The sequence below is a fragment of the Mycolicibacterium neoaurum ATCC 25795 genome (genome assembly GCF_000691525.1).
Lineage (GTDB): Bacteria > Actinomycetota > Actinomycetes > Mycobacteriales > Mycobacteriaceae > Mycobacterium > Mycobacterium neoaurum.
In genome coordinates this window covers 77,739-91,795 of record NZ_JMDW01000009.1, presented here as the reverse complement: position 1 = coordinate 91,795, position 14,057 = coordinate 77,739, and the positions used below count along the sequence as shown (strand labels likewise).

Annotated in this window: 14 protein-coding genes; 9 read left to right on the top strand and 5 right to left on the bottom strand. The window is 67.4% G+C overall.

Annotated features, from left to right (window positions below; translation table 11 throughout):
- Nucleotides 1-148: 148 nt before the first annotated feature.
- The 3 genes from truB to IC40_RS0112315 are packed head-to-tail and all read right to left on the bottom strand — an operon-like array spanning nt 149 to nt 2,709.
- Complete coding sequence (gene truB, locus IC40_RS0112325; RefSeq protein WP_036469924.1) at nt 149-1,081, bottom strand: tRNA pseudouridine(55) synthase TruB; 933 nt, start codon at nt 1,079-1,081, stop codon at nt 149-151.
- Nucleotides 1,078-1,734 carry a 4'-phosphopantetheinyl transferase PptT gene (gene pptT / locus IC40_RS0112320; protein ID WP_030135016.1) on the bottom strand — a complete coding sequence of 219 codons (657 nt, stop codon included), beginning with the start codon at nt 1,732-1,734 and terminating at the stop codon, nt 1,078-1,080. Before pptT ends, truB begins: the two co-directional genes overlap by 4 nt.
- Nucleotides 1,735-2,709 carry an ACP phosphodiesterase PptH gene (locus tag IC40_RS0112315; RefSeq protein WP_036469922.1) on the bottom strand — a complete coding sequence of 325 codons (975 nt, stop codon included), beginning with the start codon at nt 2,707-2,709 and terminating at the stop codon, nt 1,735-1,737.
- A gap of 134 nt (nt 2,710-2,843) precedes the next feature.
- Here IC40_RS0112315 and IC40_RS0112310 point away from each other — a divergent pair, with 134 nt between their 5' ends.
- Together IC40_RS0112310 and IC40_RS0112305 are read left to right on the top strand one after the other, a co-directional pair.
- On the top strand, nt 2,844-3,416 hold the full coding sequence (locus IC40_RS0112310; protein ID WP_030135014.1) for a DUF3558 domain-containing protein: 573 nt from the start codon (nt 2,844-2,846) through the stop codon (nt 3,414-3,416).
- Between the two features lie 68 nt (nt 3,417-3,484).
- Nucleotides 3,485-5,137, top strand: a complete 1,653-nt coding sequence (locus IC40_RS0112305; protein WP_081843425.1) for a CocE/NonD family hydrolase — start codon at nt 3,485-3,487, stop codon at nt 5,135-5,137.
- Here the strand turns inward: IC40_RS0112305 and IC40_RS0112300 are convergent.
- Together IC40_RS0112300 and IC40_RS0112295 are read right to left on the bottom strand one after the other, a co-directional pair.
- Complete coding sequence (locus IC40_RS0112300) at nt 5,080-5,628, bottom strand: DUF1802 family protein (RefSeq protein ID WP_030135012.1); 549 nt, start codon at nt 5,626-5,628, stop codon at nt 5,080-5,082. The genes IC40_RS0112305 and IC40_RS0112300 overlap by 58 nt on opposite strands.
- Complete coding sequence (locus IC40_RS0112295) at nt 5,625-5,888, bottom strand: DUF2277 domain-containing protein (protein WP_030135011.1); 264 nt, start codon at nt 5,886-5,888, stop codon at nt 5,625-5,627. The genes IC40_RS0112300 and IC40_RS0112295 overlap by 4 nt, the downstream gene beginning before the upstream one ends.
- Nucleotides 5,889-5,943: 55 nt before the next feature.
- Here IC40_RS0112295 and IC40_RS0112290 point away from each other — a divergent pair, with 55 nt between their 5' ends.
- From IC40_RS0112290 to IC40_RS0112260, 7 genes are all read left to right on the top strand, one after another.
- Nucleotides 5,944-6,699, top strand: a complete 756-nt coding sequence (locus IC40_RS0112290) for an enoyl-CoA hydratase (RefSeq protein WP_030135010.1) — start codon at nt 5,944-5,946, stop codon at nt 6,697-6,699.
- 140 nt (nt 6,700-6,839) lie between these two features.
- Entirely contained in the window at nt 6,840-7,838 is a 999-nt protein-coding gene (locus IC40_RS0112285) for a substrate-binding domain-containing protein (RefSeq protein WP_030135009.1), read from the top strand.
- Between the two features lie 44 nt (nt 7,839-7,882).
- Nucleotides 7,883-8,971 (top strand): galactitol-1-phosphate 5-dehydrogenase, encoded by a 1,089-nt coding sequence (locus IC40_RS0112280; RefSeq protein ID WP_036469920.1) that lies wholly within the window; start codon nt 7,883-7,885, stop codon nt 8,969-8,971.
- Between the two features lie 2 nt (nt 8,972-8,973).
- Nucleotides 8,974-10,527 (top strand): FGGY-family carbohydrate kinase, encoded by a 1,554-nt coding sequence (locus tag IC40_RS0112275; RefSeq protein WP_030135007.1) that lies wholly within the window; start codon nt 8,974-8,976, stop codon nt 10,525-10,527.
- Entirely contained in the window at nt 10,527-11,513 is a 987-nt protein-coding gene (locus tag IC40_RS0112270; RefSeq protein ID WP_042509687.1) for a sugar-binding transcriptional regulator, read from the top strand. Before IC40_RS0112275 ends, IC40_RS0112270 begins: the two co-directional genes overlap by 1 nt.
- Nucleotides 11,510-13,066: a sugar ABC transporter ATP-binding protein gene (locus IC40_RS0112265; RefSeq protein WP_081843424.1), complete on the top strand. Its 1,557-nt coding sequence runs from the start codon at nt 11,510-11,512 to the stop codon at nt 13,064-13,066. The genes IC40_RS0112270 and IC40_RS0112265 overlap by 4 nt, the downstream gene beginning before the upstream one ends.
- Nucleotides 13,059-14,057, top strand: coding sequence for an ABC transporter permease (locus tag IC40_RS0112260; protein ID WP_030135004.1), 999 nt, complete (start codon nt 13,059-13,061; stop codon nt 14,055-14,057). The genes IC40_RS0112265 and IC40_RS0112260 overlap by 8 nt, the downstream gene beginning before the upstream one ends.

The window sequence follows — 14,057 nt, the reverse complement described above, 5'->3', positions numbered from 1 at the left end:
CACAGGAAACCTGGGATTTGGCTAATAAAAACGGCCTCTGGTTAGGGAAAACCTGATAAACGGCCCACTCGTTTCACACACCGCTGCCCGGGGTAACCAGTGCCACTTCCCCGCGCGCAGCGCGGATGTCCGGGAGGCGCCGACCGGCTCAGGACAAGGTAGCCGGGCGCAGCACGACCACGGGGCTGGTGTGCGATGCACCGTCCTGGAGCAAGGCGATCACGCGACCGTCGGGCGCGACGGCCGCATAGATCCCGTTGATGCCCGCCACATCCAGAGGTCGGCCGTGGCCGGTGTCCACCGCTTCCTTCTCGGTGAGATCGCGCCGGGCAAACCCCTGCAGGCAGGCCTGGTCGAGGCTGTAGGACAGCCGGGCCTGCTCGGCCAGCTCTTCGAGAGTCCTGGCCTGCTGCAGGTCATACCGGCCGACCGCGGTACGCCGTAGCGCCGTGAGGTGCCCACCGACCTGCAGCTCGGCGCCCACATCGCGCGCCAGCGCCCGGATGTAGGTACCCGAGGAACAGTCCACCTCGACGTCGACATCGGTGAACCCGCCGCCCCTGCGCGCTCTGATCACCTCGAATCGGGAGATGCGCACCGGCCGGGCGGGTAGCTCGACGGCGCGCCCTTCCCGAGCCAGTTTGTAGGACCGCTCACCGGCAACCTTGATCGCGCTGACCGCCGACGGCACCTGCTCGATATCGCCACGCAACCGCTCCAGCGCCTGCTCGATCTGGGCATCGGTGACATGCTCGGCGGGCACCGTCTGCAGGACCTCACCCTCGGCGTCCTCGGTGGAGGTCGTCTGACCGAGCCGGATGGTGGCGGCGTAGGACTTGTCCGTCCCGGTGATCAGCCCCAGCAGTTTGGTGGCCCGTTCGATACCGACGACCAGCACCCCGGTGGCCATGGGATCCAGCGTGCCGGCATGGCCCACCTTGCGGGTACCGAACAGCCGCCGGCAGCGGCCGACGACGTCATGGCTGGTCATCCCGGCCGGCTTGTCGACGATCACCAGCCCCGGAGCAGGCTGCGTCGATCCCCCGGTCGCTGCGCTCTCCCCCGCCGGTGGCTTGCTCACAGCGTGATCGCCGTAAGCGCGATACCACCGGCCACCGACCACCGACCATCCAGCGCGTTCAACGGCGGGCCGTGCTCGGCGGCGGGGTCGACCAGGATGGTCGACCGGAACGTCCCGGCGGTGCCGGTGCCGTCGACGGTGAACGTGATGTGGGCGTCCTCGAATCCCAGCCAGCGATGCGTGAGCGGATACCACGCCTTGTAGGTGGCCTCCTTGGCGCAGAACAGAATTCGGTCCCAGTGCAGCTCTGCGGGAAGCGCCGAGATCTGGTGCCGTTCGACAGGCAGACTGATGGCGTCGAGCACGCCCTTGGGCAGCACACCATGGGGCTCGGCGTCGATACCGACCGACCGTACCTGGCCCTGCCTGCCGACAACGGCACCCCGGAAACCATCACAGTGGGTGAGGCTGCCGACGACCCCATCGGGCCAGCATGGTTCGCCCTTGTCGCCCTTGAGGATCGGCACCGGCGGCACGCCGATCTCGCCGAGCGCGATCCGCGCGCAGTGGCGCACGGTGACGAATTCGTTGCGGCGCTTGGCCACCGATCGCGCCACCAGCGGCGCCTCCTCCGGCAGCGGCGTCAGATCCGGCGGATCGTCGTACAGCTCGGCGGTCGAGACCAGCTCGGGGACGACGGCGGGCAGCAACATCTACCTGCTCCTGCGCGAGGCGATCCGGTCCTGCATTTTCTGTGCGTTCTCCCGCATCTCGTCGGTGATCTCGAAATGGCCGCCGAAGTCGTTGAGGTAGCCGGGCGGATACTTCGGGTCCGGCAGGATCTGCCGTAGCCAGCGATATGGCTTGCGACGGCGCCATTCTCGGGGGTATCCGACCGACACCTCTTCGAAGCGCACATCGTCATACCAGGTGGTGCGCGGGATGTGCAGATGGCCGTACACCGAACAGATGGCGTTGTACCGGGTATGCCAATCCCGGGTCGCGGTGGTCCCACACCACAGCGCGAACTCGGGGTAGAACAACGCATCGCAGGGCTCGCGCACCATCGGGAAATGGTTCACCAGCACGGTCGGCGTCATCCAGTCGAGTTCCTCGAGCCGCTTGCGGGTGTAGGCCACCCGGTCGCGGCACCACGCATCGCGGGTGGCGTAGGGCTCGGCCGAGAGCAGGTATTCGTCGGTGCCGACGATATTGCGCTCCTTGGCCAGCGCCAGGCCCTCGGCCTTGGTGCCGGTGCCCTCCGGAAGGAACGAATAGTCGTAGAGCAGGAACATCGGCACGACCGTAGCCGGACCGCCCTGCTCGTTCCACACCGGGAACGGATGCTCGGGAGTGACGATGCCCATCTGGTCGCACATGTCGACGAGGTAGTCGTAGCGGGCACGACCGAAGATCTGCATGGGGTCGCGGGTGGTGGTCCACAGTTCGTGGTTACCCGGCACCCAGATGACCTTGGCGAACCTCTTACGCAGCAGGTCCAGCGCCCAGCGAATCTCGTCGGTGCGTTCGCCGACGTCACCCGCGACGATCAGCCAGTCATCGGGACTGGACGGATACAGCGACTCGGTCACCGGTTTGTTGCCGGTGTGCCCGGTGTGCAGGTCACTGATCGCCCACAACACCGGTCGTCGCTGCTCACGGGACGGCTTCGAAACAGGCGAGGACACAGCGGTCCAGCGTACTTGCCGGACGGCGACGCCCCCGAGATGCCCGAACCCCGGCAACTAGAACCTGTTCTCGTTTAGACTCCCGGCAGGGTTCGTGCGGACCCTCGGGTCGGATGACGATGTATGGGGGTTCGATGGGTGCCAAGCTGCGCCTGCTGTCGGCGTTGAGCGCGCTCGTCGCGGCGGTGATCGTCGTCTGGCAGACCAACCCGGCCGGCACGCCCGCCATGGTCAGCGTCGATGACCTGCCGATGACCAACGTGTCGACCACCATCAAATGGCCGGTCATCGAGACGACCGATCCGCGGCCGTTTGACCCGTGTGAAGACATCCCGATCGATGTGGTGCAGCGCATCGGCCTTGCCTTCACCCCGCCGACGCCCGAGGACGGGCTGCGCTGCAAATACGATGCCGGCAATTACCAGATGGCCATCGAGGCCTTCGTGTGGCGCACCTACGAGGCAACGCTGCCCGCCGATGCGGTCGAACTCGACATCGCCGGGCATCGGGCCGCCCAGTTCTGGATCATGAAGCCGACCGACTGGAATGACCGCTGGTGGGTGACCTGCATGATCGCCTTCAAGACCAGCTACGGCGTCCTGCAGCAGTCGGTGTTCTACTCCCCCATTCACTCCCCGGACCGACCGGACTGCCTGCAGGTGAATCTGCAGCGCGCCAACGAATTGGCGCCGTACTACAAGTTCTGAGACCAGTTCTGACACCACGTAGTGTTTATTAGGTGAGCTCACGACTGTCCCGTCATGCCCGGCAGGCCATGAGCCGGGTCTTGGAAGTCCCCTCGCCCAGCACCGACTTCGTCGTGCACAAGGGCGTCCGGGTGCCGATGCGCGACGGTGTCGAGCTGCTGGCCGACCATTACCAACCGCTGACCGCGACCCCGGCGGGCACGCTGCTGGTCCGGGCGCCCTACGGCAGACGCTTCCCCTTCACCCTGTCGTTCGGCAGCGTCTACGCCAGCCGCGGATATCACGTCATTTTCCAGAGCGTGCGCGGCACGTTCGGTTCCGGCGGCGAGTTCACGCCCATGGTCAACGAGATCGCCGACGGCGCCGACACGGTGGCCTGGCTGCGCGAGCAGTCCTGGTTCACCGGCACCTTCGCCACCGTCGGACTGTCCTATCTGGGCTTCACCCAGTGGGCGCTGCTGGTCGATCCACCCGCCGAGCTCGCCGCGGCGATCATCACCGTCGGTCCGCACGATTTCGCGGAGTCGTCGTGGGGCACCGGCGCGTTCTCGCTCAACGACTTCCTCGGGTGGAGCGATATGGTCGCCCACCAGGAGGAACCGAGCCTGGTGCGGATGCTTGCCCGTCAGGCGACCGCGGGCCGGCGGGTCACGACCGCGGCCCTCGATCTGCCGCTGAGCACGGGCGGGCGCACGCTGCTCGGTGAGGGTGCGCCGTGGTACGAGTCCTGGTTGCGGCCACCGCAAGACGATCCCGAGCATTGGCAACGCCTGGCCGCCACCGCCGCCCTGGACCGCACGGACGTACCGGTGTTGTTGTTCAGCGGATGGCAGGATCTCTTCCTCGAGCAGACGCTGGCCCAGTACCGGCGTCTGCGCGACCGCGGTGTCGAGGTGGCCCTGACCTTCGGGTCGTGGACGCACACCCAGGTGATGACCCGCGGCGGTGCCACCGTCCTGCGCGAGACGCTGGACTGGTTGAGCACGCACCTCGGCGGCGCACCGACGACACGGCGCCATCCGGTGCACATCCACATTCATCGGGCGGCCGACGACGGGTGGGTCGAGCTGGACGACTGGCCGCCGGACCCGACACACCACACGCTGTACCCGCGCGCCGGCGGCGCACTGGCCCAGACCCCGGGCGGCGGGCACCTGATGTTCACCTACCAGCCTGCCGACCCGACCCCCACCGTCGGTGGCCGACTGCTGTCCCCCGACGGCGGTTACCGAGACGATTCCGCGCTTGCCGACCGCGCCGATGTGCTCGCGTTCACCGGCGAGCCACTGCCCGCCGACCTCTATGTCGTCGGCACTCCCGTCGTCGAACTCGCCCATCGTGCCGACAATCCACACCACGATGTGTTCGTCCGGATCAGCGAGGTCGACGCCAAGGGCCGGTCGTACAACGTGAGTGACGGATACCGAAGATATGCGGGCGATTCCGCATCCGAACAGGTCAGCATCGAAACGGACGCGGTCGCGCACCGGTTCGCCGCGGGGTCACGAATCCGGCTGCTGGTGGCCGGCGGGTCGCATCCGCGGTATGCGCGGAACCTGGGCACCGGCGATCCCGCGGTGTCGGGAACGGCGATGCGCGCGGCCACCCATACCGTCGCCTTCGGCGAGCAGACCCGGGTGATCCTGCCCACCGGCAGCCGCCGTCAGCCCACTGACCGGCGCACCCGTTCACCGATGGCCCTCAACGTGTCGGGATCGTGAACGGGTGCGGCATAACGGCTTTCGGAGATCGGCAGGCTGACCCAACTGGCGCAGCCGCGGTACTGCGGGGTGCGCTCCAGTCGTACGGGGTGGACCAGCGGCCGGGCCTGCACCACCAGCACCGTCAGCCGATGCCGCGGGCGGAAGTCCAGCCGGTCGGCGCGCACGGACTCAGCGGTCCAGATGTGCAGGTCGGAGATGTCCTCGATCCGGTCGGGCCGGTCGACCTCCACCGCGGCGATCACCTTCGCTCCGGCCCGCACCAGCACCGCATCATCGGCGCTGTCCGCCGAACCGGACAACGTGTCGCGGTGTTCGGGACGAACCCGCTCGGTGTGCGAATGTGCGGCCGTGGGGAACAACAGGAATTCCTCGGAGCTGACCTCGAAACGCTTCTCGTGGATACCGCCCTTGCGCAACAGCACGGTCTGCCGTCCGTCCAGCAGGGCGTGCACCGCCGCGCCCCATTCCTTGAGCGCCGGTGTGCTCACAGACCGAGCCGCGCCCGCACCTCGGGACGGCGCAACGGCGGCACGGTTTTCGGCGGCTGTCGTCGCGGTGGCAACTGCGCGAGCAGTCGTTCGGTGGTGGCGGTGACCTCGGCGACAGCCGCCTCGAAGGCGTCGACATTCGCCGCGGTCGGACGGGTGACCCCACTGATCTTGCGGATGTACTGACGGGCGGCGGCCTCGATCTCCTCAGCCGTCGCCGCCGGTTCCAACCCGCGCAACTCGGTGATGTTTCGGCACATGAGTCCACGATAGGCCCGCCCGCACAGCCATGACAGGAGTCGATACGGTGTGCCGATGACCGACTCGCCCGTCCTGCTGATCGACACCACCGACCGGGTCCGCACCCTGACCTTCAACCGCCCGCATGCCCGCAATGCGCTCTCGGCGCAGTTGCGCCAGGAATTCTTCGCCGCCCTGCGGGCCGCCGAGGCCGATGATGCCGTCGACGTGGTCATCCTGACCGGCGCCGACCCGGTGTTCTGTGCCGGACTGGACCTCAAGGAACTCGGCGACACCACCGAACTGCCGGACATCTCCCCGAAGTGGCCCCCGATGCGCAAACCCGTCATCGGCGCCATCAACGGCGCGGCCGTCACCGGCGGGTTGGAGATGGCCCTGTACTGCGATGTGCTGATCGCCTCGGAGCGGGCCAAGTTCGCCGACACCCACGCTCGCGTCGGCCTGTTGCCCACGTGGGGACTCTCGGTGCGGCTGCCGCAGAAGGTCGGCGTCGGCATGGCCCGACGGATGAGCCTGACCGGTGACTACCTATCGGCCGAGGACGCACTGCGCGCCGGGCTGGTGACCGAGGTGGTGCCGCACGACGAGTTGCTGCCCACTGCCCGACGAATCGCGACGACCATCGTCGGCAACAACCAGAAGGCTGTCCGGGCGCTGTTGGACTCCTACCACCACATCGATGCCGAGCAGACCCAGGCCGGACTGTGGATCGAGGCCGAATCGGCGCGGGCATGGATGGCCACGACGACCGGTGACGATATCGCTGCCAGCCGGGGTTCGGTCATCGAGCGCGGCCGAAGCCAGGTGTAACCGCTTCCAAACGACCCCACCCACACCTCGCTTTGCTCATATGAGCAAAGATATGCGCATACGTTGACGTGACCTCAGGGCAATTCCTACGGTGATGGACGTCACGCGCTTCGACGCCGAAGCGCACGTAAGGAGTTGCAATGAGGTTCGCAAAGGTCGTCACCAGATTCGCGATCTCGGCCGCAGTGGCAATCGGCGCCACCGCGTGCTCGATGCCCGGCGAGAACGGATCCGCCAACAACGCCGCCACCGCCGACGGCGCCGTCGTCATCGGTTTCAGCCAGGCCACCCAACAGAGCCCGTTCTATGTCGCGCTCTCCGATGCCGCGCGCCAGACCGCCGAGAACGACGGCAACGAGTTCTACTTCGCCGACGCCAATGGTGACGTGACCAAGCAGAACAACGATGTGCAGGACCTGATCACCCGCGGTATCAACGTGCTGGTGATCAACCCGGTCGACCCGAAGGGCATCGCGCCGTCGCTGGCGGCCGCCGACGCCGCCGGCATCAAGGTCGTCACCGTCGACCGGCCGGTCGAATCCGGTGCGGCGGCCTTCGTCGGCCGCGACAACAAGGCCATGGGCCAGATCGTCGGCGAGGCCGCGGTCGCGGCGCTCGGCCCGGCCGGCGGCAAGATCATCGAGATCCAGGGTGATGCCGGCGGCGCGGTGGCCCGCGACCGGCACGAAGGTTTCGCCGCCGCCGTGGCCGCGCAGCCCAATATCACCGTGGTCGCCGGCCCCTACAGCGACTACATCCGCTCCAATGCCGTCACCGCCATGCAGGATCTGCTGCAGGCCCACCCCGACCTCAAGGCCGTCTACGCTCAGAACGACGATATGGCCCTCGGTGCCCTGCAGGTGCTGGCCGAGAACAACCGCGCCGACGTCAAGGTGTTCGGCGTCGACGGTCTGATGGAGGCCGTCCGGGCCATCGCCGACGGCAACGAATACGTCGCCACCGCGCTCAACGACCCCAATGCCGAGGGCGCATTGGCCGTGCAGACCGCCGTCAAGGTGGCCCGCGGTGAGACGGTTGACGAGTTCATCGATGCCGGAACGGGTTTGGTCGACAAGTCCAATGCCGCATCGCTGGTCGGTGACACCACCTTCGCCAAGGCACCGCAGCCGCCGGCCTGACGCCGATACGCCTTCGAATCGCGAAACATCAAGAGAGAGAAATCATGACAACCGAAGCACCGGCGCGCGACCTGACGCCCGAGCAGAACATTCCACAGACGATGACCGCCGCCGTCATGCACGCCCCCGGCGATATCAGGGTCGAGGAGGTCGCGACGCCCCGGCCCGGGCCCGGCCAGGTGCTGCTGAAGATCGCGGCGTGCGGTGTCTGCGGTTCCGACATCCCCCGGATGTTGCGCAACGGTGGCTACATCATGCCGATCATCTGCGGCCACGAGTTCTCCGGCTGGGTTGTCGAACTCGGCGAGGGCGTCACCGGATTCGAACTGGGTGAGTTGGTGTCGGTGCCACCGCTGATCCCTTGCCGCGCCTGCGATTTCTGCCTCAAGGGCGCGTTCGGACTGTGCGAGAACTACGACTACTTCGGCAGTCGCTGCGACGGTGCGTACGCGCAGTATGCGGTGTCCCCGGTGGGCAACCTGCTCAAGCTGCCCGCGGGTATCGACCCGCGCGCCGCGGCCATGCTGGACCCGGCCGCCATCGCCCTGCACGGTCTGTGGAAGACCGGACTGCGGGCCGGGCACCGGGTGCTGGTGATCGGTGCGGGCCCGATCGGCCTGTTCGGTGTCCAGTGGGCACGACTGCACGGTGCCAGCGAGGTGGTCGCCGTCGACCTCAGCGAGGAGAAGGCGGCGATGGCCCGCCAGGCCGGTGCCGACCACGCCGTCCAGGGTGTCGAGGAGGCAAAAGCGCTCGGCGGGCGTGGGTTCGACATCGTCCTGGAATCGGCAGGCGTGCCTGCGACCGCCGACATGGCGGCCAATCTGACCGGTCCGCACGGGCACGCCGTGTTCATCGGCATTCCGCACGCACCGGTGCCGCTGGGCAAGGAGACCTTCAACCAGTTCATGCGCCTGGAGGCCACCCTGCACGGGTCGTGGAACTCGTTCTCCGCACCGTTCCCCGGCGACGAATGGCGGACATCGGCGAAGATGATGTCGACCGGCCAACTCGAGTGGGAGTTCATGATCACTCACGAGCTGCCACTGTCGGCACTTCCGCAGACGATGCATCAACTCGGTGAGCGCTCGATCTTCTCCTCGAAGGTTCTGTTCCTGCCCAACGAGGACTGACCATGGGGATTCTGTTGTCGATCGACCTGGGCACCGAGGGTGCGCGGGTCGGCGCCTTCACCGAGGACGGTCGGGTGCTCGGCACCGCGCACCGGCCGTACGGCACCCGGTTTCCGCGACCCGGCTGGGCCGAACAAGACCCTCGAGACTGGTGGGCGGCACTCACGGCCGCCAGCCGAGAGTTGTTGGACGGCGACGCATGTCGCGCCGCGGGAGCGGTGGTCGCCATCGCCGCATCCACCACGGCATCGACCGTCGCCGTGCTCGACGAGGCGGGCGAACCGTTACGGCCGGCCATTCTGTGGATGGATTGCCGCAGCGGTGCCGAGTCCGCACGCACCGCCGAACTCGTCGACGAGCACCCCATCCTGAAATGGTCCGGGGGCTCCGATGCCGCGGAATGGTTGGCGCCCAAGGCGATGTGGCTGCACACCCACGAACCGGACATCTATCGGTCGGCAGCGCGCATCGTCGAGGCTGTCGACTATGTCACCTTCCGGCTCACCGGCGAATGGGTGGGCTCGCAGATGAACGCGGTGTGCAAGTACAACTACGACACCCTCGTCGGTCGCTTCCCCGATGAGCTGTACCGGGCTCTCGGTGTTCCGGATCTGACCGCCAAGCTTCCCGACCGCATCGTTGCCGTCGGCGGTGTCGCCGGAGCGCTGCATCCCGCGGCCGCAGCCGATCTCGGGATCACCGGCAGCCCGGTGGTCGCCGTCGGCGGCATCGATGCGCATGTCTCATTGCTGGCCTGCGGAGCCGAACTCGACGGGCTGGTCTCGCTGGTCTCGGGGACCTCGTCGGCGATCATCGCCGAGGTCGATAACCCGACCGACACCCGCGAGATCTGGGGCCCCTACCCGCGGGCGTTGCACCAGGACAAGTGGCTTGTCGAGGGTGGACAGGTCGCGAGCGGTTCGGTGCTCAAATGGGCGGGTGAATCCATCATGGGCGTTGCCCGCCATGACCTTCCGGCGTTGATCGACGAGGCGGCCGCGGTGGATCCGGCTGCACACGGGTTGCATGCACTGGACTACTTCATGGGTAACCGCACGCCGTACCGCGAGCCACGACTGCGCGGGACGGTGGTCGGCCTGTCGCTGGGCACCACCAAAGCCGAGCTCTACCGGGCAATGGTCGAGGCGGTCGCCTGCGGCACCCGCAGCGTCATCGACTCCTTCGAGCGGGCCGGGGTCTCTTGCGAGCGGCTGGTGTTCTCCGGTGGTATCGAACGCAACACGTTGTGGCAGCAGGTGACCGTCGACGTGCTGGGCCGTCCCGCCGAACTGGTGGTCGGCGAGAACCTCACCCTGCGTGCCTGCGCGGTGATCGCCGCGACCGCCGCCGGGGTCGCCGGATCGCTGGACGAGGGGTCGGCGCTGTTCGCGCCGACGGTACGGATGCTCGAACCCGATCCTGTGCGGATCCCGTTGTACCAGAACACGTTCGACGAGTATCAGCGGCTGACCGAGATCATGGCGCCGTTCATGCGCGACAGTGCCGAGGCACTGACCGCGCGCACTGACGCCACGACGGACCGGAAGGACTCCTGATGGCGCGCCCGACCGAATCCAAAGCCGGTGGACCCAGCCACACCCAATTGATGCTGCACGTCGCGCAGAGCTACTACGAACAGGGCCGCACCCAGGAGGACATCGGCCGGGAGCTGCACCTCACCCGCTGGAAGGTCGGGCGCCTGCTCGACGAGGCCCGCGAGGTGGGTATCGTGCAGATCAAAATCGTGCACCCACAGGCCCGGCGCACCCCGCTCGAGGTTGGCATGCGCAGCGAGTTCGGGCTGCGTGAGTGCATCGTGGTGCCCGGACCGGAGAATCCCGGCTCCGACGACCACATCGCCGCCGCCGCAGCGGGTTACCTGAAGGCCAACGCAGGGTGGATCACCACGCTGGCGGTCTCCTGGGGCAACACCTTGCAGCATGTGGCTGCAGTGCTGCCGGCCGGCTGGACGAGCAATATCGAGGTCATCCAGGCCAATGGCGGGGTCAGCCGCTCGGTGCGGCCCACCACGGCGGCCAACATCGCCACCAGCATCGCGCACAGCGGCAACGGCCGGGCCACCCTGCTACCGGTGCCCGCCATCGTCGAGCGGATCGAAACCCGGGATGCGTTGTATGCCGAGGGTTTTGTCGTCGACGTGCTCAACGGTGCTCGGCAGGCCGATGCGCTGCTGTTCTCGCTCGGCGCGTCCGGGCCCACCTCGGTGCTGGTCGAGTCCGGTGCCGTCACCCCCGCCGAACTACGGGAACTCGACGCGGCGGGGGCCTGTGGTGACGTGCTGGCCCACTTCCTGACCACCGACGGGCAGATCGCCCATCCCGGTATCGACAGCAGAACCGTCGGGCTGGGACTCGACGATGTCCGCAACGCAAACTGTGCGATCGCCGTCGCCGCCGGACCGGCGAAGGTCCCGATGGTGCGGGCGGCGCTGCGCAGTGGGCTGTGTTCGGTGCTGATCACCGACGAACCCACCGCGACGGCGGTTCTGGAGCAGAACGCCAGGGCTGGAGGCATAGCATGACCTATCTCGATTCGACTCCACCGTCGCCGGCGACAGGTCCCCTACCGCACCGGGCCGATCGACCCACCGCGCTGCGCATGACCGGCATCGTCAAGTCGTTCCCGGGTACCAGGGCATGCAATGGCGCCGGCCTGGAGGTCGCCGAGGGCGAGGTCCACTGCCTGCTCGGCGAGAACGGCGCCGGCAAGTCCACAATGATGAAGATCCTGTCCGGTTCGTACACACCGGATTCGGGGACGATCACCCTGGCCGGGAAGGACGTGTCGTTCAACTCCCCCATCGACGGGGTTCGCGCCGGTATCAACACCATCTACCAGGAGCTCGATCTGGTCCCGGACATGACGGTGTCGCAGAACCTGTTTCTCGGACACGAGCCGCGCCGTGGCCCCTTCGTCAATCGCAGGGAGCGTGATCGGCGGGCGGCCGCCGCGATCGGCCGGGTCGGCGGCACGTTCGCACCGACCGCCGTCGTGGGTGAACTGTCGGTATCGGATCAACAGCTCACCGCGATCGCCAAGGCGCTCACTACCGAGGCCCGCATCGTCATCATGGACGAACCCAGCGCCACCCTGACCGATCATGACCTCGCGGCCGTCTTCACGGTGATCCGCGAACTGACCGCCGAGGGCAAATCGGTCATCTACATCTCGCATCGGCTCGACGAGATCAAGGCGATCGGCGATCGGGCCACCGTGATGCGCGACGGCACCACCGTCGGCGTCTTCGATATCGCATCAGTGTCCAAGGACGAGTTGGTGGAGGCCATGATCGGCCGTGCCGTGCAGGCGCGCCCACCGCGGCAGCCTCGCGCGGTGTCCGGCCCTCCCCTGCTGCACGTGCACCGGGCCACCATCGATGGTGTCATCGACATCCGTGACATCACCGTCGGTCGCGGCGAGATCGTCGGCCTGGCAGGTTTGGGCGGGGCCGGTCGATCGACGCTGCTGGCCACCATCTTCGGGGACCGCAAGGCCACGCTGGACATGACCTTCAACGATCGCCACATCACCGCGCTGACACCGCGGTCTGCGGTCGGTCGCGGTATCGGGCTGGTGCCCGAGGACCGCAAACGTCAGGGCCTGTTCCTGGAGCAGTCCATCCTGCGTAACGCCGCCATCGCCGCCCTGCAGCCGGGGCGGATCAACCCGATGGCCCGGGCCCGCGACGTGTGTGGTCCGCCGTTGGAGCGTCTCGGTGTGAAGTTCGCCAGCGTCGAGCAGCCCGTCGGGCAGCTCTCCGGCGGTAACCAGCAGAAGGTGGTGCTGGCCAAGTGGATTGCCCGTGGCATCGACCTGCTGCTGCTCGACGAGCCGACCCGCGGTTTGGACATCGGCGCCAAGGCCGACCTTTTCGAACAGGTCCAGGCGCTGGCCGAGACCGGTGTCGGTGTCGTGATGGCGTCGAGCGAATTGAGCGAGCTCACCGAGAACTGTCACCGCATCTGGGTCCTGCACGAGGGACGCAACATCGCGCAGTTCGAGCCCGCCACCACCCCCACAGCGGACATCGCCCGCTGCATCGTCACCGGAAGAACGAAGACTGACAATGACTGACCTGATGGATCGGCCCGCCGACTCGGCTGCCGGCACAACGAAATCGAGCCGCCGCGCCGTCTTCATGCGGTTCAACCTGCTGTTCATCTTCATCGCGTTGTTCGTGGTGGCCTCGGTGTCCGCACCGCAATTCCTCACCACGCAGAACATGGCGAACCTGTTGCAGCAGTCCAGCCTGACCGGAATCGTCGCGATCGGGATGACCGTGGTGATCCTGACCTCTGGCATCGACCTGTCGGTCGGCAGCGTCGCCGCACTGTCGGGCATGCTGGTCGCCATCTTCATCGGGATGGGTCTGCCCTGGCCGATCGCGATGGCGCTGGCGATCGCCTCCGGGCTGGTGCTCGGCGGCGTGATGGGTGGCCTGAGCGCCTATCTGGTGCTGCCTGCCTTCATGGTCACCCTGGCCGGTATGCAGAGCATCCGCGGTCTGACGTACCTGACCACCAACGGCACGCCGACCACCGCGGAGATCCCGATGGGTCTGCGCTTCCTGGGCGCCGGGTCGATCGCCGGCATCCCGGTCGTCGGCATCATCTTCGTGGCGACCACGATCATCGTGGGACTCGTGCTGCGGCGCACGACCTTCGGCGAACACATCTACGCCGTGGGCAGCAACGCCCAGGCCGCCCGGCTGTCCGGTCTGCCCGTGCAACGGATCACCACCATGGCCTATGTGATCAGCGGCGGCCTGGCCGCACTGACCGGGGTGCTGCTCACCGCGCGGCTCACCATCGGCCAGCCGACCGCCAACGCCGGCCTGGAACTCGACGCGATCGCCGCGGTCGTGCTCGGCGGCACCAGCCTGTTCGGCGGCAAGGGTGGTGTGCTGGGCACCTTCATCGCCGTACTGTTGCTGTCGGTGCTGCGCAACCTGTTCAACCTGCTGGGACTCAGCTCGTTCTTCCAGATGCTGGTCACCGGCCTGATCCTGATCGCGGCGCTCATCATGAACTACCTGCTGGACCGCCAGTCCAAGAGCGCCGCCTGA

Coding starts and splice junctions, on each gene's coding strand:
- pptT (WP_030135016.1), bottom strand. CDS start 1,734: ATGTTGCTGCCCGCCGTCGTCCCCGAGCTGGTCTCGACCGCCGAGCTG.
- IC40_RS0112310 (WP_030135014.1), top strand. CDS start 2,844: ATGGGTGCCAAGCTGCGCCTGCTGTCGGCGTTGAGCGCGCTCGTCGCG.
- IC40_RS0112305 (WP_081843425.1), top strand. CDS start 3,485: ATGAGCCGGGTCTTGGAAGTCCCCTCGCCCAGCACCGACTTCGTCGTG.
- IC40_RS0112295 (WP_030135011.1), bottom strand. CDS start 5,888: ATGTGCCGAAACATCACCGAGTTGCGCGGGTTGGAACCGGCGGCGACG.
- IC40_RS0112290 (WP_030135010.1), top strand. CDS start 5,944: ATGACCGACTCGCCCGTCCTGCTGATCGACACCACCGACCGGGTCCGC.
- IC40_RS0112285 (WP_030135009.1), top strand. CDS start 6,840: ATGAGGTTCGCAAAGGTCGTCACCAGATTCGCGATCTCGGCCGCAGTG.
- IC40_RS0112280 (WP_036469920.1), top strand. CDS start 7,883: ATGACAACCGAAGCACCGGCGCGCGACCTGACGCCCGAGCAGAACATT.
- IC40_RS0112275 (WP_030135007.1), top strand. CDS start 8,974: ATGGGGATTCTGTTGTCGATCGACCTGGGCACCGAGGGTGCGCGGGTC.
- IC40_RS0112270 (WP_042509687.1), top strand. CDS start 10,527: ATGGCGCGCCCGACCGAATCCAAAGCCGGTGGACCCAGCCACACCCAA.
- IC40_RS0112265 (WP_081843424.1), top strand. CDS start 11,510: ATGACCTATCTCGATTCGACTCCACCGTCGCCGGCGACAGGTCCCCTA.
- IC40_RS0112260 (WP_030135004.1), top strand. CDS start 13,059: ATGACTGACCTGATGGATCGGCCCGCCGACTCGGCTGCCGGCACAACG.